At 37.6% G+C, this 25539-nt stretch carries 26 protein-coding genes; 9 read left to right on the forward strand and 17 right to left on the reverse strand.

The annotated features are described in order from the left end of the window. The 9 genes from EBF12_RS10065 to hisF all read right to left on the reverse strand — a co-directional run. Positions 1-492, reverse strand: a 492-nt coding sequence (locus EBF12_RS10065; protein WP_482793328.1) for an MreC domain-containing protein, incomplete at its 3' end; no start/stop codon positions are given. Positions 493-500: 8 nt separating this feature from the next. Further along, positions 501-1535: a rod shape-determining protein gene (locus tag EBF12_RS10070; protein WP_121727531.1), complete on the reverse strand. Its 1035-nt coding sequence runs from the start codon at positions 1533-1535 to the stop codon at positions 501-503. An 80-nt stretch (positions 1536-1615) separates the two neighbouring features. Beyond that, the gene (clpX, locus tag EBF12_RS10075; RefSeq protein WP_167444803.1) at positions 1616-2878 is read right to left on the reverse strand and encodes an ATP-dependent protease ATP-binding subunit ClpX; all 1263 of its coding nucleotides are present in this window, start codon (positions 2876-2878) and stop codon (positions 1616-1618) included. A 1-nt stretch (position 2879) separates the two neighbouring features. After that, entirely contained in the window at positions 2880-3671 is a 792-nt protein-coding gene (gene lpxA, locus EBF12_RS10080) for an acyl-ACP--UDP-N-acetylglucosamine O-acyltransferase (protein ID WP_121727533.1), read from the reverse strand. 11 nt (positions 3672-3682) lie between these two features. Continuing rightward, a complete protein-coding gene (gene fabZ / locus EBF12_RS10085; RefSeq protein ID WP_121727534.1) occupies positions 3683-4174 on the reverse strand; it encodes a 3-hydroxyacyl-ACP dehydratase FabZ in 492 nt (163 codons plus the stop codon). A 44-nt stretch (positions 4175-4218) separates the two neighbouring features. Beyond that, entirely contained in the window at positions 4219-5349 is a 1131-nt protein-coding gene (locus EBF12_RS10090) for an epoxyqueuosine reductase QueH (RefSeq protein WP_121727535.1), read from the reverse strand. A 483-nt stretch (positions 5350-5832) separates the two neighbouring features. Next, positions 5833-6951, reverse strand: coding sequence for a dual-specificity RNA methyltransferase RlmN (rlmN, locus tag EBF12_RS10095; RefSeq protein ID WP_121727553.1), 1119 nt, complete (start codon positions 6949-6951; stop codon positions 5833-5835). 110 nt (positions 6952-7061) lie between these two features. After that, positions 7062-7649 carry a phosphorylase family protein gene (locus EBF12_RS10100; RefSeq protein ID WP_121727536.1) on the reverse strand — a complete coding sequence of 196 codons (588 nt, stop codon included), beginning with the start codon at positions 7647-7649 and terminating at the stop codon, positions 7062-7064. 9 nt (positions 7650-7658) lie between these two features. Next, on the reverse strand, positions 7659-8417 hold the full coding sequence (gene hisF, locus EBF12_RS10105; RefSeq protein WP_121727537.1) for an imidazole glycerol phosphate synthase subunit HisF: 759 nt from the start codon (positions 8415-8417) through the stop codon (positions 7659-7661). A 156-nt stretch (positions 8418-8573) separates the two neighbouring features. On the opposite strand from hisF, the gene rsmA reads away from it, so the two are divergent. Genes rsmA through EBF12_RS10125 form a run of 4 tightly spaced genes read left to right on the forward strand, consistent with a single transcriptional unit; the run spans position 8574 to position 12770 of the window. After that, on the forward strand, positions 8574-9464 hold the full coding sequence (rsmA, locus tag EBF12_RS10110) for a 16S rRNA (adenine(1518)-N(6)/adenine(1519)-N(6))-dimethyltransferase RsmA (protein ID WP_121727538.1): 891 nt from the start codon (positions 8574-8576) through the stop codon (positions 9462-9464). Continuing rightward, positions 9382-11511: a ribonuclease J gene (locus EBF12_RS10115; protein ID WP_121727539.1), complete on the forward strand. Its 2130-nt coding sequence runs from the start codon at positions 9382-9384 to the stop codon at positions 11509-11511. The genes rsmA and EBF12_RS10115 overlap by 83 nt, the downstream gene beginning before the upstream one ends. A 27-nt stretch (positions 11512-11538) precedes the next feature. After that, entirely contained in the window at positions 11539-12510 is a 972-nt protein-coding gene (locus EBF12_RS10120; protein WP_121727540.1) for a KpsF/GutQ family sugar-phosphate isomerase, read from the forward strand. Between the two features lie 20 nt (positions 12511-12530). Beyond that, the gene (locus EBF12_RS10125) at positions 12531-12770 is read left to right on the forward strand and encodes a DUF2443 family protein (protein ID WP_002956042.1); all 240 of its coding nucleotides are present in this window, start codon (positions 12531-12533) and stop codon (positions 12768-12770) included. 53 nt (positions 12771-12823) lie between these two features. Here the strand turns inward: EBF12_RS10125 and folK are convergent, their stop codons facing one another. Next, entirely contained in the window at positions 12824-13357 is a 534-nt protein-coding gene (gene folK / locus EBF12_RS10130) for a 2-amino-4-hydroxy-6-hydroxymethyldihydropteridine diphosphokinase (protein ID WP_121727541.1), read from the reverse strand. 75 nt (positions 13358-13432) lie between these two features. On the opposite strand from folK, the gene EBF12_RS10135 reads away from it, so the two are divergent. The 5 genes from EBF12_RS10135 (at position 13433) to EBF12_RS10155 (ending at position 17423) form a co-directional block, all read left to right on the forward strand. Further along, complete coding sequence (locus EBF12_RS10135; RefSeq protein WP_121727542.1) at positions 13433-14173, forward strand: DsbA family protein; 741 nt, start codon at positions 13433-13435, stop codon at positions 14171-14173. 177 nt (positions 14174-14350) lie between these two features. Further along, positions 14351-14581, forward strand: coding sequence for an acyl carrier protein (locus EBF12_RS10140; RefSeq protein WP_121727543.1), 231 nt, complete (start codon positions 14351-14353; stop codon positions 14579-14581). Position 14582: 1 nt separating this feature from the next. Continuing rightward, complete coding sequence (locus tag EBF12_RS10145) at positions 14583-15665, forward strand: 3-oxoacyl-ACP synthase III family protein (protein WP_121727544.1); 1083 nt, start codon at positions 14583-14585, stop codon at positions 15663-15665. After that, on the forward strand, positions 15662-16675 hold the full coding sequence (locus tag EBF12_RS10150; protein WP_121727545.1) for a formyl transferase: 1014 nt from the start codon (positions 15662-15664) through the stop codon (positions 16673-16675). The genes EBF12_RS10145 and EBF12_RS10150 overlap by 4 nt, the downstream gene beginning before the upstream one ends. Before the next feature lie 70 nt (positions 16676-16745). Next, the gene (locus EBF12_RS10155) at positions 16746-17423 is read left to right on the forward strand and encodes a GNAT family N-acetyltransferase (protein WP_121727546.1); all 678 of its coding nucleotides are present in this window, start codon (positions 16746-16748) and stop codon (positions 17421-17423) included. Between the two features lie 45 nt (positions 17424-17468). Here the strand turns inward: EBF12_RS10155 and EBF12_RS10160 are convergent, their stop codons facing one another. The 7 genes from EBF12_RS10160 to EBF12_RS10190 form a co-directional block, all read right to left on the reverse strand. Next, a complete protein-coding gene (locus EBF12_RS10160) occupies positions 17469-19163 on the reverse strand; it encodes an AMP-binding protein (protein WP_208630982.1) in 1695 nt (564 codons plus the stop codon). Between the two features lie 88 nt (positions 19164-19251). After that, on the reverse strand, positions 19252-20784 hold the full coding sequence (locus EBF12_RS10165) for an amino acid adenylation domain-containing protein (protein WP_157979105.1): 1533 nt from the start codon (positions 20782-20784) through the stop codon (positions 19252-19254). 85 nt (positions 20785-20869) lie between these two features. Continuing rightward, positions 20870-22510, reverse strand: coding sequence for an amino acid adenylation domain-containing protein (locus EBF12_RS10170; protein ID WP_121727548.1), 1641 nt, complete (start codon positions 22508-22510; stop codon positions 20870-20872). 21 nt (positions 22511-22531) lie between these two features. Further along, positions 22532-23398 carry an AAC(3) family N-acetyltransferase gene (locus tag EBF12_RS10175; RefSeq protein WP_157979106.1) on the reverse strand — a complete coding sequence of 289 codons (867 nt, stop codon included), beginning with the start codon at positions 23396-23398 and terminating at the stop codon, positions 22532-22534. 23 nt (positions 23399-23421) lie between these two features. Further along, on the reverse strand, positions 23422-24171 hold the full coding sequence (locus EBF12_RS10180) for an SDR family NAD(P)-dependent oxidoreductase (protein ID WP_121727550.1): 750 nt from the start codon (positions 24169-24171) through the stop codon (positions 23422-23424). Then, positions 24168-24395 (reverse strand): acyl carrier protein, encoded by a 228-nt coding sequence (locus tag EBF12_RS10185; protein WP_121727551.1) that lies wholly within the window; start codon positions 24393-24395, stop codon positions 24168-24170. Before EBF12_RS10185 ends, EBF12_RS10180 begins: the two co-directional genes overlap by 4 nt. 59 nt (positions 24396-24454) lie before the next feature. After that, positions 24455-25456, reverse strand: coding sequence for a hypothetical protein (locus tag EBF12_RS10190; RefSeq protein WP_121727552.1), 1002 nt, complete (start codon positions 25454-25456; stop codon positions 24455-24457). Positions 25457-25539 lie beyond the last annotated feature (83 nt).

A 25539-nucleotide genomic window follows, 5' to 3' on the forward strand; every position in this document is an offset into this window, starting at 1 on the left:
AAAGCCTTCAATGCGTCCATTTTGCACCACAGCGACACCAAGGGCTACATTATCTTTAACGATACCAAAGATTCTATCTTCCAACGCCTCGCCCTTGCGATATGTAGATAGATTTGTATCAAGCCACACACTATCTTTTTCACCAAGTGCGGCAAAGGAGATGATTCTTGCTAGGTGAAACTCGCTTGTTGCGTATGTAAAGCCATCTTGCCCCACAATTTTTTGATATTTTGCAAGCTCGTTTCTAAGATTTTGATTTTCAAGAAAGAGCTTATCATAATCTTGCAATTTGGCATTAAGGGATTCTATCTGCTCGGCTTGGTCAAAATGCTTGTTGTATGTATTTGCAATACCATCGCTAGTATTAAGAAAAAAAGTCTTAATATAATCACTCACGCTCAAAATCTTTGCCTGAATCCCCTTATCCACTTCCATAAGCACCAAGATAGAAGCAACAAAGATAATCCCAAAGACAAGGATTTTATACCGCATAATCCGCCTTAGTTAAAAGCAACTTGCTCTAGTATTTCTGGAGTCTCCATTGCCTTGCCTGTGCCTTTTGCCACACAAAGCAAAGGCTCTTCGCCCACATACACAGGCAATCGCACAATGTCGGATAGATACTTATCAAGTCCGCGTATCAACGCACCTCCACCGGTTAGCACAATACCATTTTCCACAACATCTCCTGCCAAGTCTGGTGGCATAGATTCAAGCACGGATTTGAGTGCATTGCTTATCTCTCGCAATTGATCTTTCATCGCTTCACGCACATCTTCACTTGTAAGCTCAATGGTATTAAGCAGCCCACTCACTTGGTCCCGTCCTCGCACCTGCATTACAAGTGGTTTTTCCATAGGAGAGGCAGAGCCAATCTCAATCTTTATCTCTTCACCTGTCCGCTCTCCAATCAAAAGGTTAAATTTCTTTCTTACATAATCCATTACTGCCACATCAAGCTTATCTCCAGCAACCTTGATTGACTTGCTAATCACCAAGCCACCCAAAGAGATAACGCCAACTTCTGTTGTCCCCCCGCCAATGTCAATGACCAAATTTCCCTTAGATTCTAGAATCTGTAATCCCGCTCCAATAGCCGCCGCCATAGGCTCTTCTATCAAAAGTACTTCTCTAGCTCCAGCACTCATTGCCGATTCTTTTACCGCCTTTTTCTCCACACCGGTTAAACCATAAGGGACACACACCATAATACGAGGACGGATAAGACTTTTTCTTTTATGAGCTTTTTCAATGAAGTAACGAATCATCTTTTCTGTCATATCAAAATCCGCAATAACGCCATCTTTCATCGGGCGAATAGCTTGGATTCCATCAGGAGTTTTACCTAGCATATCCTTAGCCTCTTTTCCCACAGCAAGAATCTTGCCTGTGCTAAATCTATCCGCCTGCACTGCGACTACAGAGGGTTCATTGATGATAATACCCTCTCCTTTAACCAAAACCAAAGTGTTTGCTGTCCCTAAATCAATTGCAATGTCTTTGGAAAAAGTCCCAATGAGTCTATCCATCAACATAAAAACTCCTTAAAATTTTGCAAAATTTTGTGGCGATTATACTCTCTTGCACCTTTGCTTAAGCTTTTGTTTTTCTTAATTTAAGCTCTTTTTTGCAAGTTTTTTCTTTTTTTCACCATAAGAGGGGCTTGTTTTTCTGTAATGCACTCTTTTGAAATACTAATCTCATAGCCCTCAAGCTCTGGCAACTCATACATCAAATCAATCATTGCCTCTTCCATAATTGCCCTTAACCCTCTAGCCCCGGTTTTCCTGCTAATAGCAAGCTCCGCAATCGCTTCAATTGCCCCTTTTTCAAACTTCAAATTTACACCATCAAGCTCAAAAATCTTTTGATACTGCTTTATGAGTGCATTTTTTGGCTTTGTAAGAATCTCAATCATCGCTTCTTTGGTGATGGGAGAAAGTGTGCTTATCATATGCAATCGCCCAATAAGCTCTGGAATAAGCCCATAACTTATCAAATCATCAGGCTCAACACACTCAAGCAAAGCATTCTCCTCGCTTTTACCCTTTTTCTCTCCGTGGAATCCAAGCACATTACCACCCAAACGCCTTTTAATAATATCGCCTAAGCCATCAAATGCCCCGCCACACACAAATAAAATATCTTTTGTATCAATTTGTATAAAATCTTGATTGGGGTGCTTTCTCCCACCTTTTGGTGGGATATTCACTACACTGCCTTCTATAATCTTTAGCAATGCTTGCTGCACACCCTCACCAGAAACATCACGCGTGATGGAGCGATTTTCAGAAAGCCTTGAAATCTTATCAATCTCATCAATAAACACAATGCCTTTTTCCGCTTTTTTCACATCGCCATTAGCTGCCTGAAGCAAACGCGTAAGAATATTCTCAACATCTTCCCCCACATACCCAGCTTCTGTAAGACTTGTGGCATCTGAAATAGCAATAGGAATATCTAAAAACTTTGCTAAAGTCTGTGCCATTAGCGTTTTTCCACTTCCTGTTGGACCAATCAGCAAAATATTTGACTTAGATAGCTCCACATCACGCAGGGCATTACTTATTTGTTTTTCTCCCTGCAAGATACGCTTATAATGATTATACACCGCCACAGAAAACACTTTCTTAGCAGAATCCTGCCCTATTACATACTCATCAAGCTTTACTTTTAGCTCCTTTGGACTTGGTGCAACCACATTAAAACTTTCATTCTCATCACCCTGAGCATTTTCAGCCATATACTCATTGATAATTGTATTGCCCGTAATCAAACAATTTTTGCAAATATACACATCAGGCGTAATACCAGAGGCTATGACAGGATTATTAGCATTTTCTTTTGCTCTACAAAAACTACATTCTTTTACATTCATATCACTCACTTTGTGTTCCTTTATTTAAGGGGATACCGCGTGTATTTGATAAGATAAACTCACAAATAGAGCGGCTTATTGGATTTGGATTCTTATCTAGCTCTTGTTGAGCCAACTCGCGTATAGGAGCAGTGTGTGAGAACAGAATCTTATACAAATGGCTAATCTCATCAATCTCTTCACGAGAAAATATCTTACGCATACGATGCTTATTTAGCCCTCTAATATATGCCCTATTTCCTTCTGCAAGGCAATACGGGGGCAAATCCTGTGTTAAGACAGAGCCTCCTGCAACCATACAGCCAGAGCCGATTTTTACAAACTGATGTATGGGTGTTAGCCCACCGATATTGACATAATCTCCAAGCTCAACGTGTCCGCCAAGTGTGGCATTATTTGCCAAAATACATTCATTGCCAACCACACAATCGTGTGCGATATGTACATACGCCATAAAAAGATTCTTGTTTCCAATGATTGTTTTGCTATGTCCGCCAATTGTGCCCGGATTGAGCGTAGTAAATTCACGGATAAGATTCTCATCGCCGATAATCAGCTCCGTTTTTTCCCCTGCATATTTTAAATCTTGTGGTGGCACACCAACAGCAGCATTATTAAATACCTTATTACCCTTGCCTAAAGTTGTCCAACCCGCAATATGCACATAATTACCTATCACGCAGTCATCACCAATCACAACATTTTCATCAATAATGCAAAATTCACCAATAACGACATTTTTGCCTATTTTTGCTCCCTCTTTTACAATGCTTGTTTTACCAATTATGCTCATCTCTTCACCTCTTAAGATTCAGAATCTGCAATCATTGCTTTGAGTTCAGCCTCTGACACGAGCTTATCATCAACAAAGGCTTTTGCTCCAAGCTGCCACACGCTTCCTTTATGCTTAAGCACTTTCAGCTCATATACAAGCCTATCGCCTGGAACAACGGGGATTCTAAACTTCACATTATCAATCGTCATAAAATATACAATCTTATTTTTAGCTTCTTCTACATTGTCGCCAAACATACTGACAAATGCGAGTAGCCCACCCGCTTGAGCCATTCCTTCAATCTGCATAACACCCGGATAAATAGGCTTATTTGGAAAATGCCCCAAAAACACCTCTTCATTGATTGTTACATTTTTGTATGCTTTGATATAACCATCTGGCTGACTATCATTGCTGTTGCAGACAAGCTCTACCACTCTATCTACAAGCAACATAGGATAGCGATGAGGCAGAATCTGACGGATTTTTTCAATATCCATTATTGGATTATTTGTTTGCATTGACGCTCCTTTTTGAAAAATTATTGTTATTCTACCAAATTTTTTTAATATGTAGCGATAGCAAAAATGCTACTTTCTTGAAAATACGCATCAATAAAAAGCTTCAAGCTTCTCTCTATGCAAGAATCAATCACTATGATAGGATTAAGACTATCCGCCCCACACAACAACCCACGCAAAGCAAGTTCATCTTCATAAAGTGGTGGATTATACACCATTTCTTGCGTGGTAGCATAGCTAGTTTGCAATAAAAGATTCAGCGTTTGGATACTGATAAACACGCTATCATCGCGTTTTGCATAACCTATGCGTATATTTTGTATTTGAGAGCGTATATCCTTCACGCTTTGTTTAATGTAGGTGATAGCAGAGGTTTTCACCATATTTTTGGCACGAGAGTGTGTAATCACATAAGAGCTTATCACTCTATCTCCATCAATACACACACTCCGCAAGTTTCGCCAAATAATTTTAGACTGCTTATACAACGCATACTCCTTGCCTTGTGCCTCACATTCATTACGGATTTCAAACACACGCTTTCTTTGCTCATTACTCCCGGGTGTAATTTGCCTACCGATGTTGCTCATCAACTCAAGGGCGATTTGCCTTTGTGAATCTCGCTGCTTTATAAGTGCATACTGACAGCCACAATATGTCTGCTTATAAAGCCTATCTTTGTTTGCCAATGCACTTTGAGCCTGTGTGCCACCATTGCTACGCACATCAACCTTAATAAAATCTAGCCCATACCGCGAGGCAATCTCATCGCCCTCCGCATAGAGAATCTGCTGCTCTTTCAATGGACTTGAAAGTAATGTGGAAGTGAAAGATTCTATATCCATTTTATGGGCGAGTTGGGCAGTTTTTTCTAATCGCATATCAAAACACTTGACACATCGCTCACCTTTTTCAGGCTCATTTTCAAGCCCTTTGACATCAACAAACCATTTTTTTATCTCATATTCCCCTTCTAAAAGCGGAATATTTAGCATTTTACAGCTTCGCTCCACATCAAGCAAACGCAAATCATATTCACTTTTTGGGTGAATATTTGGATTATAAAAATACCCAACCATTTCGTGGCTTGGATAAATTTTCCTTAGCTCACTCAAAAAATAATGACTATCAACAGAACAACAAATATGCACAAGCATTTTTTGAGGCACACTCATTTCCGCTCCTTTGCTAGATACCAAAATGCTCCCAAGCCAATAACAGCAACGACACCCAAGAATAACATCAAAATAATATCAAGCTCCATCTCTCTCCTTTGTTATTCTAAATTTTACTTAGATTCTAAGAATGGATTATAGAATCTTAAGGGCAAAAAATGGCTTAAATCCTAAAAATAAGCCTATAATCAAATTGCTTTTTTTAGCCCAACTAGCCCCATTCCCAAACCCAAAACTACCCACACCATAAAACAAGAAAGTCTCAAGGAATCTTAAAATATCACAAAATCTCTACTTCAATTATGCAATGACTTAAGACACATTATTCCATATCTATACAAAGTCTATACATAGAATCTTATCAGCAAATGATATTGCCCTCTCGCTAAGATTCTACAAGATTCTAAATGTTTCATATGAAACATTTAGAATCTAAGTATCAGTATAATTTTCAAAGCCCATTTAAATCCCACACAAATCACTTCAAACTTTTGCTTTTTTAGGCTTTGGTATTATTTCGCCATTTTCACGCTTGACTTTCTCCCTTAGTTGTCCGCACGCTGCACTAATATCAATCCCTTTAGATTCTCGTATCGTGCAAAGCAATCCTTTTTTTACTAAAAAATCAGCAAACGCTTTTACATCTTCCATCAATGGGCGTTCAAATTCACTTCCTTCGTGCGGATTAAACAGAATCAAATTCACTTTTGCCTTTATACCATTAAGCAAAGAAAGGAGCTTTTTTGCACTTTTTATATCATCATTGACACCCTTTATCATCAGGTATTCAAACATCACTCGCTTCCTGCTATCCACAGGAAATGCTCTCACCTCATTCAAAACCTCAGCAATATTGTATGCCTTATTGATAGGCATAAGTTTTGAGCGTAGTTCATCACTCACAGCGTGAAGCGAGATAGCCAACTGCACGCCAAGATTCAGTTCTCCTAGCTTTTTAATCTTTGGGGCGATGCCACTTGTAGAAATCGTCTGTCGTCTTGCAGAAATACTTAGCCCATCTAATTGAGCTAAAATCTTAATAGCTTGAGCCACATTAGCAAGATTATCTAAAGGCTCACCCATTCCCATATACACAATATTTACACGCTTATTTGGGGCGATATTTGCCTCCCTTTTCATCATCACCACTTGCTCAACAATCTCCCCCGCATTCAAATTCCGCACAAAACCACTCTTTGCCGTGAAGCAAAATGCACAGCCGACCTTGCAGCCGATTTGACTAGAAAGGCACATTGTCCATTTTTCACTCTCTATAATTCCACCATTTTCATCAAGCTTTTTTTGCTTCATTTGGATAAGCACAGATTCAAAAGTGTGTCCATCTTTTGTTTGAAATAAATACTTCTTGCTCCCATCGCTACTTTTTTCAATCCGCACAGGCTCAATTTGCGAGACAACAAAATGCGATTGCAAATACTCTTGCATCTTTTTGGAAATATTATCCATAAAAGCAATGTTGTTTTCATAACGATGATAGAGCCAATGATACACTTGTTTGGCACGAAACGATGGGGAAAGCAGAGATTTTAGCTCATCAAGCGTATAATCATAAAGGCTCGGCTTAGAATCTAGAATCTGCATTGTCTCTTTGGTAGAAATAGGATTTATATGTTTATCACAATCTAAAATCGGCGTTGTCTTGTCTCCCGCACTAGCCTTGTTTATATCTTCTTTAGAATCTAAATATCCCATTACAAGCCCTTATGTTGAGCGAGATTTGCAGAGATTTGCTGTATTAGCTCACTATGATAAGACAGAATCTCCTTGACTTTTTGATGATTTGCTATAAACTCATTATGTGCATTTTGATATGTGTAATTACTCACACAAAACACACCCACGCAAGGAATATTAAAATATTGAGCAATTTTCATTATGCTGAAAAACTCCATATTCTCTAGCAAGATTCCAGCTTTACTTAATTGTAGGGCGAGATTCTCATCTGTGGTAATGTAGTTTGAGCTATTGACAATGACTTTGTCTTTAAATGTTTCATATGAAACATTCTCCTGCAAGATTCCACTTTGGATATGATTATCTAATGGTGTGTAAGCCTTATCCTGCAAAAAGCTTAGTTCAATTTGTGTCGCACTATCAGCAATATATAAATCAAAAAGCTTTGCTTCCTTGCTATATGCCCCAGAGCTTCCAATAAATACTAGAGAATCTACACTTTCCCTTTGGCATATCTGCATTAAACCCATCGCACTCTCTATCAGCCCAACACCCACCGACTTAGCAAAGGCAAAATCCTCTCCATTTCCAGCACACACTATCATATTCTATCCTTATATTCTCACGGGAATCTTATGTTGAGAAAGATATTTTTTCAAATCCGCTATAGCAATTTCTTTGTAATGAAACACACTCGCGGCTAATGCCGCACTTGCTCCAGATTCAAACACATCGGCAAAATCCTGCATCTTCCCCGCTCCACCACTTGCAATTAATGGCACGGAAATACTATGTGCCACAGATTCTATCATTGCTTTATCATATCCATTTTTTGTGCCATCAGCATCCATACTTGTTATCAGAATCTCCCCTGCTCCCCTATCACACGCTTCTCTTATCCATTCAAGCAGATTTTTTCCGCTATCTATCCGCCCACCATTGAGATAGACATTCCACGAGCCATTTGGTGATTTTTTTGCATCAATAGCCACAACAACACATTGAGAGCCAAATTTTTTAGCAGCCGTATCAATAAGGTTAGGATTTTTAATCGCAGCACTATTTAGGCTTACCTTATCACACCCAGCATAAAGTAAAGCCAATATGTCTTCAAGTGAGCCTACCCCGCCACCAACACTAAAGGGTATAAATACAACTTGAGCGATTTTCTCCACCACATCAAGCATTGTTTTTCGTTTTTCATAGCTTGCAGAAATATCAAGCAAAACCAACTCATCAGCACCCTCATCATTATACGCTTTAGCAATTTCCACAGGATCACCCGCATCTTTTAAATCCACAAAATTCACACCCTTTACTACGCGTCCATCTTTAACATCAAGACAGGGGATAATTCTTTTTGCAAGGCTCATAGATTTTTTAACTCCAAAGTAGCAGATTCACATCTTATATAAAATCTTAAATGTAGCATTTGTGCGTATCATAGCCAAATCTCCTTAATAAAATAAAATATTTGCATATTTTTGGCTATAATGAGACTTTCAAATAAAGGTTAAGGCTCATAGCAAATGCAGAATCTTGCACATCACGCAAAAAAGCGTTTCGGACAAAATTTTTTGCAAGATTCTCACTACCTTAATAAAATCGTCCAATCCATTCCCACATTGCCTATTCAGTGTGTTGAAATTGGGGTTGGCTTGGGTGATTTGACGCAAGAGCTATTAAAAATAGAACCCTTGATAGCCTATGAAGTCGATTTAGACTTATGTTCTTTACTTAATGAAAAATTTTCTAAGCAAATAGAGAGTGGGCGATTGCATATCATTTATGAAGATATTTTGAATCTCCCATCACAACAAGCGTGGTTACATACCCAAGAGTATAAGGTCGTCTCAAATCTTCCTTATTACATTGCCACACATATTATCGTGCGTCTTTTGCGTGATAGATTCTGCCGTGGCTTTATTGTAATGACACAAAAGGAAGTCGCACAAAAGTTCTGTGCCACAAGTGGTGAAAAAGAATTTTGTGCTTTAAGCGTTTTAGTTGAGAGTTTAGGCAGTGCAGAGTTGTTTTTTGATGTGCCAAAGGAAGCATTCTCCCCTATACCCAAAGTAACCTCATCAGTATTTGTGATACATAAAAACCCAGCACAAGATTTTTTGGGCTTCTCTCTCTGCGATTTAGAATCTTTTTTAAAACTTGCTTTTTGCTCACCACGCAAAACACTTGCCAAAAACCTCTCTTTATCTTTTGATAAAAAAAGTGTCCAAGCAGCCCTAGAATCTGCAAATGTGAAGCCAAATGCAAGAGCTCACGAAGTAAAGACAGAAAGTTTTCACCATATTTTGCACACTTTACAAAAAGGAAACAACAATGCAAGAGAAAAAAATAATGGAGGACAAAACAATGGACGAGAAAAAAACACCAGAGCAGAGCAATCAAGTCAGCAGACTTAAATCATTCACTGATAGATTCAAGAAAAAAAGCCCAGAGGAACAAGCCAATGATATGACTTCAGATTCTGCAGAATCTAGCGATAATCAAGCAAAAGCTTTTCATAATCGCCATAAATCACGGGATTCTAAAACCTATACAAACGCTCAAGGCAAGACACATAACAATCCAAATGAGGGGCAAAAAAACTTTGAAAGGAGACGATGGCAAGGTAAAAACCCCCACGCTCAACACAGCAAAGCACAAATTGATGAAAGTATAAATGGAATCCGCGAAGTAAGAGATGTGAATGAAAAGGGCAACTTAGGTTTGCACAAAGATTTGAAACGAGGTGTGGAAGCAAATGAGAGAATCCAACGCCAAAGCCTCAATGCCCATAATAAACTTAACCTCAACACAAAGGCAAGCGTGCGTATCACTCCGCTTGGTGGGCTTGGCGAAATTGGCGGCAATATCACCGTGATTGAAACCCAAGATTCAGCTATTGTCATTGATGTGGGTATGAGCTTTCCTAATGAAGATATGCACGGCGTGGATATTCTCGTGCCAGATTTTAGCTATCTTTTTGCTATCAAAGATAAAATTGCTGGAGTTATCATCACGCACGCACACGAAGACCACATAGGAGCAGTGCCTTATCTTTTTAAACTCTTACAATTCCCAATCTATGGCACACCACTCCCGCTTGGTATGATAGGGAGTAAGTTTGATGAACACGGACTAAAAAAATTCCGCTCCTTTTTTAAAATCGTTGAAAAACGCAAACCTATCAAAATCGGGGCATTTGAAGTAGAATGGATTAATATCACACATTCTGTGATTGATGCTTCCGCCCTTGCTATCCGCACAGAAGCGGGGGTAATTATCCATACGGGTGATTTTAAAATAGACCACACACCTGTGGATAATCTCCCTACCGATTTACACCGCTTAGCCCATTATGGAGAAGAGGGCGTTATGCTTTTGCTTAGCGATTCTACAAATTCTCATCGCAGTGGCACTACACCAAGCGAAGCGAGTGTGGGACCAACATTTGAAACATTATTCAAGCAAGCTCAAGGACGCGTGATTATGAGCACATTCTCTTCAAATATTCATCGTGTGTATCAAGCCATCACACACGGGCTAAAATACAACCGCAAAGTAGCGGTGATTGGGCGATCAATGGAGAAGAATCTTGAAATTGCTAGAGAACTAGGCTACATTGACTTGCCGCAAAATATATTTATTGAAGCACACGAAGTGGAAAAATACCCCGATGAAGAAGTGCTTATCGTAACGACAGGCTCTCAAGGTGAAACGATGAGTGCTTTATATCGTATGGCAACAGATGAGCATAGACATATCAAAATTAAACCAAGCGATATGGTAATTATCTCTGCTAAAGCTATTCCGGGCAATGAAGGCTCTGTATCCGCGGTGCTTAATTTTCTTATGAAAGCTGGAGCAAAAGTCGCTTACCAAGACTTTAGCGAGATTCACGTAAGCGGACACGCCGCACAAGAGGAGCAAAAGCTAATGCTACGACTTGTGAAGCCAAAATTCTTTTTGCCAGTGCATGGAGAATACAATCACATTGCTAAACACAAGCAAACTGCTATTGCCTGTGGTGTGCTAGAGAAAAATATTTACCTTATGGAAGATGGCGATCAAATAGAGGTTAATCCAAACTATATGAAAAAGGTTCGTAGTGTCAAAAATGGCAAAACTTACATTGACAATCAAATCAACCGCCAAATTGAAAATGATGTCGTGCTTGATAGACAGGCTTTAGCAAGTGATGGTATTGTGATTATATCAGCTAAAATCAGCAAAGACCGCAAGATTCTAGAGACAAAAATCACAAGCTACGGACTTGTAGCAGACAAAGAAGACAAAGGCTTTGAAAAAGAGATGAATGATACACTTGAATTTGTGGTGAAAAACTTCAAGGCAGATGGCTTTAATGCGAAGAATCTTGAAAATGAAGTGCATAACACATTCAAACGACATATTTTCAAAAAGGTAAAAAAATATCCTACGATTGTGTCGATGATGTATATCATCTAAATCCTTAAAATACTTAAAGGATACATAATGAAAAGTCTCAATTACGCAGAGATTGCAAAAGAAGTGCTAGAGATAGAATCTCAAGCCTTGCTTGAAGCGATAAAACGCATTGATGGAGCTGAGATTCAAGCCATTGTGGAAAAGATTATCCAATCTCGTGGAAAACTTGTTGTATGCGGCGTGGGTAAAAGTGGGCTTATTGGTGCAAAAATCTCCGCCACTCTTTCAAGCACAGGCACACCTAGCGTGTTTATGCACCCAATAGAAGCACTGCACGGGGATTTAGGTATGCTACAAAAAGATGATATTCTTCTTGCTATAAGTTATAGTGGGAAAAGCGAAGAACTCCTTAGCATTATTCCACATATCAAACGCTTTGGTAATACTATCATCACAATGAGCAGGGATAGACACTCGCCATTGTCAGTTTTAGGCGATTATTTTTTAGACATAAACATTATGCGTGAAGCCTGTCCGCTAAATATCGCCCCCACAAGCTCTACAACGCTTACTCTCGCTCTTGGCGATGCTTTAGCAGTATGCCTTATGAAAGCTAGGGATTTTAAAGCACAGGATTTTGCCTCTTTTCACCCCGGAGGAGCTTTGGGCAAACAGCTTTTTGTCAAGCTCAAAGATTTAATGCAAACGCAAGACTTGCCTATTATCCCACCAGAAATGCCTCTCTCTCAAGCCATTATCATCATAAGCCAAAAGCGGCTAGGCAATGCCATTATTGCCAAGGATAATGTGATTTGGGGGATTTTGAGTGATGGGGATTTAAGAAGAGCGATGATGAAACAAGACTTTAGCTTAGAATCTCCGGTAAGCGAGTATGCTACACAAAATCCAAAGATGTGCGATAACCAAGAGATTCTAGCCTATGATGCACTTAAAATGATGGAGGATAATAAGATTCAGCTGCTTGTCATCACAGATAAGCATAAACATATTCAAGGTGCGATACACTTGCATACACTAATCAGTGCAGGGCTCAAATAAATAGACCTAAAGGAGTGAAAATGTGGGAAAAAATAGATGAAATTTTCAAAAGCATAGAGGATATTCGCGATGATATTAATATCTTGCTTAACATCGCTAAAATCTCACTTGTGGATTATATAATGATTAAACGCGGCTCACAGGATATGCCCGAACATCTAAGCTTTGATTTACTCGCACAAATTGATGTTGAGATTGATAAGCTTAAAGCCCAGATTGATTCACTCAACCGCTTAAAACGCGAACTGCTTGTATTTTAGATTCTAGCTAAGGTGAAGCAATCGCCGATTCTAGCCAAAAGACAACGCAGAATCTAACACAAAGATTCTATAAAACTCATCGGCACCATTACCGAGCTCCTTTGCGTGTAGAATCTATGTGGCACATACAAATGCTTCCATTGCAGATTCAAAGTATTAAATAAAATCAAATCCACATCTAATGTGCGGGGTGCGTTTTTAAATGCCCTTTTACGCTCACGCCCAAAGCGTCTTTCCATATAAAACATAAGCCCAAATATTTCTACCAAACTTAAATTACTCTCACACAGCAACACTACATTATAAAAGTCATTTTGCGGGGCAAAGCCAAAGGGCGGATTACGCCAAATAGGAGAGCTTTGCAAAACACGAATGCGTGAGTGTGAATCTAGCCAAGCAAAAGCAGATTCTAAAATCTCCACACTGCCCCTATTTTTCAAAGCCATATTTGAGCCAAGCCCAAAGACAAATACATTTCGACACGCCTTGTAAGAGCTAGATTTAAAATTTTTGTGTTTAAAAAACTTATATGTATAAGGATAGTACTTTGAGCTTAGAATCTTCACGCCTTTCGTTACACCTTTCATTTCTTTACGCCTTGCCTTTGTATTTGTGAAAACATTATAGAATCTTAGCCCAAATTTACTTCACAAAGGATATAGATGAAAAAGATTCTTCTCTCTCTTAGCCTTATCTCTAGCTTTATTTCTAGTCTTGCTTTGGCGGCGAATTTTGAGCAAACCCTGCAAGAGACAATCAAATATAGCACCAAACAAAACGCAAAAATCCTAAAAATCCAAGATCTTAAATCCACGCCAAACATTAAACTCGTGCTGATTGAAGTAGGCAAAATGCAAGTGCCGATTTTTGCAAGTAGCGATGGACGGGCGGTTATAGGTGTGTCAAATGTCTTTTTCTCTGCAAGTGCCGAAGATATGGGTGCAGTAGGTTCATTAGTAAAGCAAAGTCAAAATGACACCCCAGATGAAGAAAAGCTCAATAAACTTTTTAAGCAAATCCCCAAAGATGACTACATTATCCTAGAATCTAAAAATAAAAATAGCAAAAAAATCACCTACATTGTCTCTGATCCCAACTGCCCAAGCTGTCAAAAAGAGCTAAAAAACATTGATAAACACCTAGCAGATTCTAATGTCTATATGCTGATTGTGGGCTTTGTGGGTAAAGATTCACCTTTGAAGGCAAGTATGCTACGAGAAAGGGCAGCTGATATGAAAGATAATAAGCAAAAACTCGCCCTTTTGCAAGAAGTCTATACACCAAATTCCAAAGTGCCTTCAAGCTTTATTAATATTGATATCAAAGACACAATGCGACTGAATCAAAAGGTTATGGAAGCGGGTATTAAAAGCGTGCCTTTTGTGTATGAAAGTGGAAAGTAATCCCTTGCCTACACCCGCAATCCTTTCCATTCACTTGACATCTACAAACTATAAAGGTGTCAAGCCCATATCCAAAATCTGAAGGTTTATTCAATACGGCAGATATTATTTGCTATAATGCCAATTAGCAACAAGACTTACTTGTAGTTTCAAACAAAGTTTTATAAGGAGCAAGAGATGGAGCAAATCTTAGCAATTTTACAAGAGTTAAGACCGGAACACGATTTTGAACATAGTTTAGATTTCGTAGAAGATGGACTTTTAGATTCTTTTGATGTGGTCACTTTGTCAAGCGTATTTGAGGAGAGGTTTGGAGCAAGTATAGATGGGCTAGATATTTTGCCAGAAAACTTTAATAGTATAAAAAGTATGGCAGATTTGATTAAAAAAAGTGGCGGAAACATTTAAAATGAAAACCTATTTTCATAATAAAAAAATTACATCTATGCTTGGGATTGTGCCAAGTTTTGTGAGTTACTTCGATGATGAAGTAAATAACTATACTTTTCCACCCAAACAAACGATGATGTTAAAAAAAATTATGGGCTTTAATAAACACCATCTCTCAAAGCCTGATTCCAGTGTAGCTGATTTTGCCATTTTTGGCCTACAATATATGCTTAAAAATAAATGGATTCTAAAAGATGAGATAGGTGCAATTGTGGTGGTAACCGTATGTCCTGATTTTTTTATGCCACATATTTCAAATATTGTGCAAAGCTCACTCAATCTTAGTAATGAGGTGATTTGTTTAGATATAGCACAAGGCTGCAGTGGATTCTTAGTTGGACTTATGCAATGTTTTATGTTTTTAGAACACTTAAATGACAAAAAGGTTGTGTTAATAAATGGTGATGTGTTAAGCCATAAAGTTTCCAAGCAGGACAGAAACGATTTTCCACTCATTGGAGATGGCACAACCATCACGGTGATAGAAAACACAAAAGACAACGAGCAGATTAACACAAAGATTTATTATGAACTATATATGGATGGCTCAAGGGCAGATGCCCTTCGGATTCCAGCAGGTGGATTTAAAATGCCCTCAACCCCAGAAACCGCCAAAATGTATGATGTAGGAGATGGCAACTTAAGAGCATTGGATCATTTACATATGGAAGGAAGTGCCGTTTTTTCTTTCGTTCAACAAGAAGTGCCACCCTTGGTCCAAAGCCTACTGCACCACACAAATAAAACACTGGAAAATTTTGATGTATTTTTATTTCATCAGCCAAATAAATTTATGTTGCAAAAACTCTCACAAAAAATAGGTATAGATTCCGAAAAAATACCTATGAATCTTGTAGAAAACTACGGCAATCTTAGTGGGGCGTGTATCCCAATGGTAGCATTGCACAACTTCAAAGATGAGTTAAAAAATAAGATTTTTAAAACGCTTCTTTGTGCCTTTGGCTCTGGATTATCTTGGTGTGCTATGGATTTTGAGTTGGGCAATTTAGAGTATTGCGAGATTTTGGAGGCGGATTTATGAGATTTAAAAAAATTTTGCTTTTAGGTGGGAATAAAATCGCTTGCGACTGTACAAAATACCTAAACACTCTACTAGAAGATTCACATTCCAAAAATACAGCCACAAAAATACACAACACAACACTATCTGTATTAGAAACTGCCATTAGCCCATCTTCAATGCTTCGGACATTGTGTCAAAAACTCAATCTCCCGTATTTATGCCTTACAAGTCGTTTTGATATAGAAAATTTTATTTTAGACTTTACGCAAGATAGAGCAAAAACGCTGATTATTAGTGCAAATAATCGCTTTATTTTCACGCCAAAAATTATAGACAAACCATATATTGAGATTATCAATTTTCATTATGCACTTTTACCGCATTACAGGGGTATGAATATCCCCACTTGGGTTATTTTCAATGATGAAAAAAAGACAGGCATTACTTGGCATTTTGTAACAAAAGATATTGATAAGGGAGCAATTATTAGTCAAAAAGAGATGGTGCTATCCAAAGATTCAACCGCCCTGTCTGTTACACGCAAAGGTATGGAGCTTGCATTTTTAGCCTTTAAGGAGTTTATCAACAATCTCTTACACAAAGAGATTGTAGGCAGAGATAGCATTGAGAATGATTTTGTATATAAGTTTAAGAATCTACCCCTAAATGCCCTTTTAGTTCAAAACTTAGATACAAATCTCATATCCAAATTTTTGCGAAGCTTTGATTATGGTAGCTTTGATGTGGTGCAGAGACCACATTTTGTATATGCGAATAAATGCTACAAAATAGGCAAGTATCAAATCAAGCCACAAGCTAAAGAATGCCTAGATTCTCAAGTAGAGTTTAAAATGGAGCTTAGAGATAATGTCTTAACTATACTTGATAATGCTTATCAAATTACCATACATCTTTTGGAGAGTGATGAAATGACAAAAAAAGAAATTATTCAAAATATCAACGAGCTAAGAGCCGTTGCCACCACCAATACTACGGGGGGGGGGGGTAACCAATCTCCACCTTCTTAGCTTAAAAGATAAGCCATATTTAGGCTTTAAAAGTACTCGGTCATTATTTTTTATCAATGAGGAAGAAGGGGTGCAAAGGATTTATTTTTATACCTTTGATTTTTTAGACTTTGCAGATCTTTTTCATACCCACACAAACACACTAAATCACAATGCTACTATTGAAATCACATCAAAAAATCTACATTTACTTGAAAATGACCTATTTCATCTTGGCTTTTACACCATTGCCAAACAACAACGCATATCAAGCAATAACGCCGCCTTTTGTTTTAGCAAAAAATCCCCAGCCTTTAGTTTTGTACCTATGAACGATGAAGAAATAGAATCTTGCATAGCAACAGAGCAAGATTCTAAGAAAATATACACAAAGCTAAGAGAGGTTTTTGATAGCACAACGGGGCATTTACAAAATATAAATGAGCTAAAAATCTCTATACACAATAAACAATTTTTCATCCTCAAAGATTCACAAAGCAACATTACAAGCCTACTTCAAGCTATAATACACCCAAAAAGTTTTTACATCAACCAAATTTTTAATTTCTCTGAGCCTCAACATATACACAGTATTTTAAAAGGTGCATTAGCACAATACATACGAAATGGAGGCAAATATCTCTACGCGTGGGTAGATGAGACAAACCACGCCTCGCAAAGATTCCACGAAAAATATGGACTAAAACACGATGGACTTTGGAATATAGTCTATAAATTTGCCAAGAAGCCTAAGCTTTGGGCTATATGATTAATCTTGTCTACTCCACAGGTAGCCCGCAGCTGAAAGTCTCTCTCACAAGCCCTTTTTGACTAAATTTTTATAAAATAATCTATCAATCTTACCATTTGTATTCCTCTCTAAAATCACCACCTGTTTATACACATTTGGAATCATATAGTTTGGCAAGACACTTGAAACTGCTTTTCTAAACTTCATATTTGATATTTCACAATCTGCCTCATAAAACAGCACAATATGTTTTAATGCCTCGTTGTACACAACACAGCCATTTTTTACAATTTTTAGCACATTAATAATGCTATGCTCAATCTCGCCTAAATCTATACGATAGCCAAAATGCTTAATAATATTATCCTTTCGCCCTTTAAACACTAGTTCGCCAAAGTCATTATATTCGGCTATGTCGCCTGTGCGATAAATAAGCTCTGGATAATGCGTATTTAAGGGATTTTGAATAAACACGCTTTCAGTTTTTGTAAAATCCCCATAATAGCCCAACGCCACACCACTTCCACGCACACATATCTCACCTTGCACAAATGGGTACTCAACTAAGTTGTTCTCATCATCTAAAAGCAAAATATCCGTATTCCTACACGCCTTGCCAATAGGTAGGACATCACTATCTTTAATCTCACGCTCCACTACAAAATACGCACAATCAAGCGTAATTTCTATGGGTCCATACATATTGACAAACTTCGCTTCACAAAGATATTTTCGCCAATAGTTAAATTGCTTTGTAGGAAATACCTCTCCTGCAAACCAAACAAGCTTCAAACAAGCTAAATCTATCTTGTCTAAGAGATTCATATTGGCGATATTTACCATTATTGTTGGCACCCAAAATATAAAATTCACACAATTATTGTGTAAAATCTCTAAAATTTTGATAGGAAAACTCGCATAAGATTCGGGTATCACAACAAGTCTTCCGCCCATTATCATTAAGCAAATTTCAAAGCTAAAAATATCAAACACAATAGGTGATAGAGACCCTATCACCACATCGTTACGCAGCTCAACAAACTCATCTAAACTCCAATGGATAAAGTCAAAAAAGTTTTTATGGCTAAGGGCTACACCTTTTGGGATACCCGTTGAACCAGAGGTGTTTATAATACAGCAAGGATCGGTATCTATAAGTCTATTTAGTCGTTTGCTTATGTGAGATTCTAAATCCTTTCTATTTTGCACCCCTACATTCTGCACACATTCAAATGGTTGAGATTTTAAATTTTTGTCATATTGAGTGCGTAAGTATGAAATATCTCTTTTAGATTCTATGTTAGATATTTCGCTACGCTCGCACGAGCAAAACTCTTGCCCACACTTGCAAATATGACAATTTGTTATGGAATCTAATCTATCTATATTAATAACAAACACATCTAAATTCTTAAGCTTCTCTTCAAATCTAGTTTCTGTGATAATCACACTTGGCTTAATATGATTGATTATAGCCTTTATGCGTTTAGATGGATTTTTTACATCTAAATTCATATAACAATTTCCACTATACCATATAGCTAAATCTGCCGCAACACTAAAAAACCCTTTATCTAAAAACACCGCAACAGGCATATTCACATTTTCTTCAACACGCAAAATCTCCCTACAAATCTCGTAGGCTAGATTCTCAATCTCCTTAAATGTATAATGCTTATCACCCACACTTAAGGCGATACTATTAGCATATTCTTTCACTCTTTTTTGAAAATAATGGATTAAAAGCAAAGGAGTCACGATGCACTCCTTTTTCTGTCAGAAGCAAAACTAAAAGTAGTAATAAAAGTGGGATTAAAAATATAAGTAGAAACAACAAAGGGATTATTTACCCCCCCCCCCCCGCAGTATTATTGGCCATATACATTGCCTTAAGTGCTTTTCTATCAATCTTGCCATTATCATTTAATGGAAATCTACCTAGCGTAAATACAGCATTGGGTAACATATAATGTGCTAATTTATTGGCTAATATCTTTATGAGTTCAGTTTCTCCCACATTCTTTGAATCCATAAACGCAACAATCTTTCTTGCCATCTCATCATATATTACACAGGCATTTTTTATACCCTCTATACCATACATAGCCGATTCTATCTCGCCTAGCTCTATTCTATATCCCAAATGCTTGATTTGTGAATCTTTTCTCCCACAATACATAAGCTCCCCAAACTCGTTAAGATAGCCTAAATCCCCGGTTTTATAGATTCTCTCTTGCCAAAAGGTATTGAGCGGATTTTGGACAAACACACTTTCAGTCTTTGTAAAATCGCCATAGTATCCCAATGCCAAGCAAGTTCCCTTGACACATATCTCACCTATTTCCCCATTTTTTACCGCATTATGTTTGTCGTCTAATAATAACACCTCGCAATTTTCTATCGGTGTGCCAATGGGTAAAGAATCACTATCGGCAAATTCTCTATTTGCGGTATAAAACGCACAAGCCACCGTTACTTCCGTTGGTCCATAAATATTCCCAAACACTGCCCCCTTGCAATACTTTCGCCAATAGTTCAAAGTCTTATTTGGCATAGCCTCTCCGCCAAAGCAAATCGTCTTTAGACTTTCACAAGGCACACGAGAGAGAATATCCGCATTTGCTATCGCACCTAAGGCACTAGGCACCCAATAAATAAATGTAATCTTATGATGATTTAAAAACTCCACTAGTCTAAGTGGAAAAGCAAAAAGCGATTTTTTGACAATATACATACACGCCCCAGCCGCAATAGTGTTATACATATCAGCCGCACTCACATCAAAGATAAAGGGCGCTTGATTAGCAATATTATCATTATGCGTAATCTTATATTCCTTTTTCATTGCTTGTATAAACTTAATCATACTTCTATGTGCGATAAGCACTCCCTTTGGCACACCAGTAGAGCCAGAAGTAAAAAGACAATAAAGCGGTGCGGTATCGGGGATTTTAGGCATTGTGTAAGCAATATCTTGTGTAAGATCAATGGAATCTAAGCTCAAAATCTTAGCATTATGTATATCCGCATTTTTAATCTTTTCTATATGTTTAGAATCTGTAATCACAAGTGCAGGTTTTAGCACATTTAAAATCGCATTTATCTTTTCAAGCGGAAAGTGTATATCAGCAGGTGTGTAAAAATTCCCACTTTTTGCCACAGCAATGAGTGCAGTAACACAAAGTGTAGATTTTGGTAAATACACAAAAATGGACTTTTGTGTTTGTGCTTGAAGTGTTGTTGAAATAGCATTGGCGATAACATTTGATTGCAAATGAAGCTCTAAAAAAGTTAAACTTGAATCTTCATCTACAAAGGCTACTTTATTGCTATGTCTCTTAAGTATGTGGGTTAAAAAGTCTATAACTGAAGTCTTCACTCTCCACCTCCCTATGCCGCTAACTTAGCAGACATACAAGAAATAGAAAGCCTTGTATAATCTTTACGGGCTTTATAGAGTCCTATTACCCCCCCCCCCGCCGTCCGCAGATTGCGGATTGGATTCGGGCTTCATCATTGAGCTTATATGTGTTTTCATACATCATTTTCAATTCCTTTCTGTTGATTTTGCCATTATCATTTAATGGAAAAGTTTCTAAGCTTATCACTACATTTGGCAACATATATTGTGCTAATGTCTTTGCTAAATCTCGCGTTATAAGTGAATGGAGTGTGCAAGATTCCACAACTTCACAAGATTTATCTATACTCACAAATAGCACTATTTTTTTATCTCTATCATCATATAAAGCACAAGCATTTTGCACGGCATTTAGTCCAAATGCCGCAGATTCTATCTCGCCTAGCTCTATTCTATATCCCAAATGCTTGATTTGTGAATCTTTTCTCCCGCAATACATAAGCTCCCCAAACTCGTTGTAGCATACTAAGTCGCCTGTGCGATAGATTTTCTCTTCATACACATTGTTTAAGGGATTTTGCACAAAGACTTCCTTACTTCGCTCAAAGTCTCCATAATAGCCTAATGCCACACCTACCCCTCTTACACAGAGCTCGCCAATCTCGCCTTGTGTGTTTATCATCTCATTAGATTCTGAAAGCACAAATACATCATAATTCCTACAAGGTTTGCCAATAGGTAAAGCATCCGAATCTTCAAAGACTCTATCCACGATATAAAAAGTGCAATCCACAGTCGCCTCCGTTGGTCCATACAAATTTGCATAAATGGCTTGTGGGATATATTTACGCCAATAGTTAAGAATCTTATTTGGCATCGCTTCCCCAGCGAATATGATCTTACGCAAATTTTCACAAGTCATATGAGAGAGAATATCTGCATTTGCTATCGCACCTAAGGCACTAGGCACCCAAAATATCATATTGATTTTATGGGCATTAAGGTATTCAATAAGTTTTGCAGGAAAAGCAAAAAGAGATTTTTTAATAATATAAAGTGTCGCACCCGTAGATAAAGAGAGATAAATATCAAGTGTTGAATTATCAAAATAAAATGGTGCTTGATTGCCTATGCGTTCATTTTCTGCAATCTCAAACTCATCTCTAAACCATTCAATATAGTTTATAATGCTTTTATGAGCCACCGCCACTCCTTTTGGTGTGCCAGTAGAGCCAGAAGTAAAAAGTGTATAAGCTACATCAGAATCTACACATCGCCCTAATACATTCTCTATCTCTTGTGGCAAGGGTAAAATATTTCTATTATTACCCTTACATTCTTCGCCTTGACAAATGCTATCAATATCAAGTACAAGCGCAGAATCTATGCCATTATCTATAAGCTTTTGCTTATACACACTATTAGTGATGAATATAGAAGGCTTTAATTGCGTAAGCACAAGAGAGACCTTAGCAAAAGGAAAATCAACATCGCTAGGTGTGTAAAAATTCCCACTATATAGCGTAGCCATAAATGCCACAATACTTTTATATGACTTTGGTAGATACACAAACACAGGGGATTTAAAATAGTGTGGATTTTTCTTATGTATAGCTAGGGCTATTTGCAAAGCCTTGCTTCTTAGCTCTGCAAAAGTAATGCTATGTGTAGAATCTACTATCGCTTCTTTATGTGGAAACGCTCTAGCGGTAGATTCTAAATATTCTATAAGATTTTTTTGCATTGTGTGCCTTTATTTTAGGGATTAGCAATGAGTGATTCTCTCAACTTTTGGGTCATAGCCATATTGACATATCAAATCTTGCGGTTTAAAAGGTGTGTCTAAAAAATAATTAATATCGCCATCAATCTTTTTTGAGATTTGCATAAATGCGTCTCTCTCGCTTATACAAGCCACACTTAGATTGCCAAGCCTACATTTTTTTAAGAATCCATTTTCTACAAGATAGTCTTCAAAATATTGTGCATCTTGAGCCTGTTTAATACCAAAGCAATGTGTATGAATATATTGTGTTGCCTCATTTTCTACACCATTATAATCCACCACCTTACCTTGAAACTTCATATCAAATCTATAGGGGACATTTTTTATCTTTTCCACATAGTGAATATATGTAAAAGAAGTCGGTAGTCTTGCTCCAAAAAATAAAAATTTATAGCCACCATTCTTATTGTTTTTCCTAAACATATCAATTCCTCCGCCTATACCAAGTGAATGTTCGCTTAATTTTTCATAATTTTTTTGCAATGATTTTGGCACACAAAGCGAAAGCAGCGGGTCGAGAGTGCGATAATACCCCCCCCCCGTAGTATTGCGTAAATATTCATTGAATGCACCCATATATGTTTTAGAATTTCTTACATCAAAAGTTTCATTATTCGCAAAGCTATAAGTAAAAGTTGGCACAACTAAATTCTCAATACCGACATTATCAAAGCAATTTTTTAACTCACCCAAATATTCTTTAGGCTTAAGCCCTGAAGCTAACCGCCCAAATGAAATATCTGAATGTAAAAATATCACTTCTCCATCGTGAGCCCCAACCGCCTTTAATGATTCTTGTATATCCTTTGCTGAATATGCTTTTTTATCATCAATAAATAATGTCATTGCCATCACCTCCTGTAAAAATATCAAATTGAATTAGCCAACATTCCACCATCTACGAAAAATGCCCTACCTGTCGTGTAACACGAAGCTTCACTTAACAAAAAGGCGATTGTATTTGCTACCATATCCGCACTTCCCATACCGAGCAGAAAATGACTAGCTATATGCTCTATATTTTCACGAGGTATATCATCAAGCATAGGGGTATCAATGGCACCGGGCACTACACAATTTATACGACGATTTTGCTTTGCAAGCTCAAGGGCTAGTGTGCGAACACTAGCTTCCATAGCACCTTTTGAGGCGGCGTAGATACTCATAGCTGTTTGTGGATAATGAGCATTGATAGATGAAACGCCAATGATATGACCAGATTCTGAATATTTTTTTCTAACAAACATTGATGAAAGCATAAGAAATGAGCTAAAATTTGTATCCATTATCTCATAAATCATTTTTTGTGTTATCCCACGCAATACCATAGGCTTTTGAATCCCTGCACAATGCACCAAGCCACTAAGCTTCTCCCCATTACAAACCATTTGCTGAAAATAACTCTCATAATGTGAAAAATCAAGCACATCAAATGCTAGAGTTATATGCCTACTAGGACATTCCATTGCCTCCAGTGTTTGAGTAAGTCTGCTTTGCTCTCGTCCGCACGCTACCACTTTTGCACCTAACTTTGAAAGCAAAATGGCTGTCGCCGCACCTATACCGCTAGAAGCCCCGGTAACTAATATTTTCTTACCTGTGAAATCTATGAGATTCATTTTGTCTGTGCCAATTTATACAAATCTTCTATGGTATTCGCTGATTTAAAATCCTGTGCCTTGAGTGTTTTACCCATCTCATCATCAATCATAGAGATAATGAGTAAAGCGTGCATAGATGACCACTCATCTAAATTACGATAAATCGTATCGGCTTTAAATTCACCCATATCAGTTTCATCAAACTGCTCTGCAAATTTCTTTATAAACTCATCTAATGTCATTCTGTCTCCTTATGTATGATTTAAAACTATAGACTCCTATCAAGCCTATGGGTTTAAACCTAATTCGGTCTATCTTGGTCGCCATCAGCCTTAAACACCTTGTAGCTATTCTCTTGTATCCCGTAGTAAATGTCTATATTCTCTTGCACAAATGGATAAAAGTAGTTTGGAATAATATTGCCACTTGGTTTTGTGAGAAGCCAGCCAGCATTTTCCATTTTAGAAATATCTAAGCCGTGTTCGTAGAAATCCACATATTCAGCATTGCACTCAAACAAAAGCTCATCTATAGCTTGTGTCGCATAGTAGATATGATCAAACTCACCTATGAGATCTACAAAACGCAATGCCTTTGCGTTATTTTTAGATTCTATTCTAAAGACACAGATTGTTTTTATCGCACCATTAAGCTCTATACCAAAAACTTCATAAGTATAGATTGGATGATCAAAATAGCGTCTTTTGATATACCAATCTTCTTTTGTCGGGCGGGACTTACTTTCATAATATGCTTCAAAATCAAAAACTTTGTTAAGATTCTCAAAATGTGGAAATCTTACGAATTTTGCTTGTGAGAGCAATGATGATTGCGGAATTTTGGGATTTGTTACAAGAGCGATTTTAAAGTCTTTTATATTTGGATTTAGTCTATACCAATGCGTCATTACATCTACTTCAAATTTTAGGTATTTATGAATGGGGATTGCCATTCTCCCAAGTCCTACACCAACGATACAGCGAGTCCTTGTATTATCCATTACAAACTGAAAAAGATCTATGCCTAGCACTGGATTATCAGATTTTATAACCTTCCACATACAACCTGAAGTATCACGCCCCTCTAAACGCTTACCATAATAATATATCCCATCTATACCCAACAATTCATTAGTCGCATCATCTCTAACGATAGCCATATTGATTTGATTAGGATCATCAACATTTTGAAGTTCATAAAGAAAAAAATCCTTATTCGTAGCCAAAATATGCCCAGCTTTCCAGTGTGTATTAATAAAGGACATAATATCATCAACATCATCAATCGTAGCAAATCTAATCATTTTATCCCTCCAATAACCTTATCTTCTCGCTTCTAGGCGGATAATCATTGCAATCAAGCCGTGGAAGCAAAAGTGGATTCTCA

The sequence above is a fragment of the Helicobacter labetoulli genome (assembly GCF_003670275.1).
Taxonomy (GTDB): Bacteria; Campylobacterota; Campylobacteria; order Campylobacterales; family Helicobacteraceae; genus Helicobacter_C; species Helicobacter_C labetoulli.

Bases quoted from the DNA above. Each gene is read 5' to 3' on its own strand.
- EBF12_RS10135 (WP_121727542.1), top strand. From the start codon at position 13,433: ATGAAAAAGATTCTTCTCTCTCTTAGCCTTATCTCTAGCTTTATTTCT.
- EBF12_RS10190 (WP_121727552.1), bottom strand. From the start codon at position 25,456: ATGATTAGATTTGCTACGATTGATGATGTTGATGATATTATGTCCTTT.
- EBF12_RS10115 (WP_121727539.1), top strand. From the start codon at position 9,382: ATGCAAGAGAAAAAAATAATGGAGGACAAAACAATGGACGAGAAAAAA.
- EBF12_RS10140 (WP_121727543.1), top strand. From the start codon at position 14,351: ATGGAGCAAATCTTAGCAATTTTACAAGAGTTAAGACCGGAACACGAT.
- clpX (WP_167444803.1), bottom strand. From the start codon at position 2,878: ATGAATGTAAAAGAATGTAGTTTTTGTAGAGCAAAAGAAAATGCTAAT.
- EBF12_RS10120 (WP_121727540.1), top strand. From the start codon at position 11,539: ATGAAAAGTCTCAATTACGCAGAGATTGCAAAAGAAGTGCTAGAGATA.
- EBF12_RS10100 (WP_121727536.1), bottom strand. From the start codon at position 7,649: ATGATAGTGTGTGCTGGAAATGGAGAGGATTTTGCCTTTGCTAAGTCG.
- rlmN (WP_121727553.1), bottom strand. From the start codon at position 6,951: ATGCAGATTCTAGATTCTAAGCCGAGCCTTTATGATTATACGCTTGAT.
- lpxA (WP_121727533.1), bottom strand. From the start codon at position 3,671: ATGAGCATAATTGGTAAAACAAGCATTGTAAAAGAGGGAGCAAAAATA.
- EBF12_RS10170 (WP_121727548.1), bottom strand. From the start codon at position 22,510: ATGCAAAAAAATCTTATAGAATATTTAGAATCTACCGCTAGAGCGTTT.
- fabZ (WP_121727534.1), bottom strand. From the start codon at position 4,174: ATGCAAACAAATAATCCAATAATGGATATTGAAAAAATCCGTCAGATT.
- hisF (WP_121727537.1), bottom strand. From the start codon at position 8,417: ATGAGCCTTGCAAAAAGAATTATCCCCTGTCTTGATGTTAAAGATGGA.
- EBF12_RS10185 (WP_121727551.1), bottom strand. From the start codon at position 24,395: ATGACATTAGATGAGTTTATAAAGAAATTTGCAGAGCAGTTTGATGAA.
- EBF12_RS10145 (WP_121727544.1), top strand. From the start codon at position 14,583: ATGAAAACCTATTTTCATAATAAAAAAATTACATCTATGCTTGGGATT.
- EBF12_RS10070 (WP_121727531.1), bottom strand. From the start codon at position 1,535: ATGTTGATGGATAGACTCATTGGGACTTTTTCCAAAGACATTGCAATT.
- EBF12_RS10180 (WP_121727550.1), bottom strand. From the start codon at position 24,171: ATGAATCTCATAGATTTCACAGGTAAGAAAATATTAGTTACCGGGGCT.
- EBF12_RS10150 (WP_121727545.1), top strand. From the start codon at position 15,662: ATGAGATTTAAAAAAATTTTGCTTTTAGGTGGGAATAAAATCGCTTGC.
- EBF12_RS10090 (WP_121727535.1), bottom strand. From the start codon at position 5,349: ATGAGTGTGCCTCAAAAAATGCTTGTGCATATTTGTTGTTCTGTTGAT.
- rsmA (WP_121727538.1), top strand. From the start codon at position 8,574: ATGCAGAATCTTGCACATCACGCAAAAAAGCGTTTCGGACAAAATTTT.
- EBF12_RS10125 (WP_002956042.1), top strand. From the start codon at position 12,531: ATGTGGGAAAAAATAGATGAAATTTTCAAAAGCATAGAGGATATTCGC.
- EBF12_RS10175 (WP_157979106.1), bottom strand. From the start codon at position 23,398: ATGACATTATTTATTGATGATAAAAAAGCATATTCAGCAAAGGATATA.
- folK (WP_121727541.1), bottom strand. From the start codon at position 13,357: ATGAAAGGTGTAACGAAAGGCGTGAAGATTCTAAGCTCAAAGTACTAT.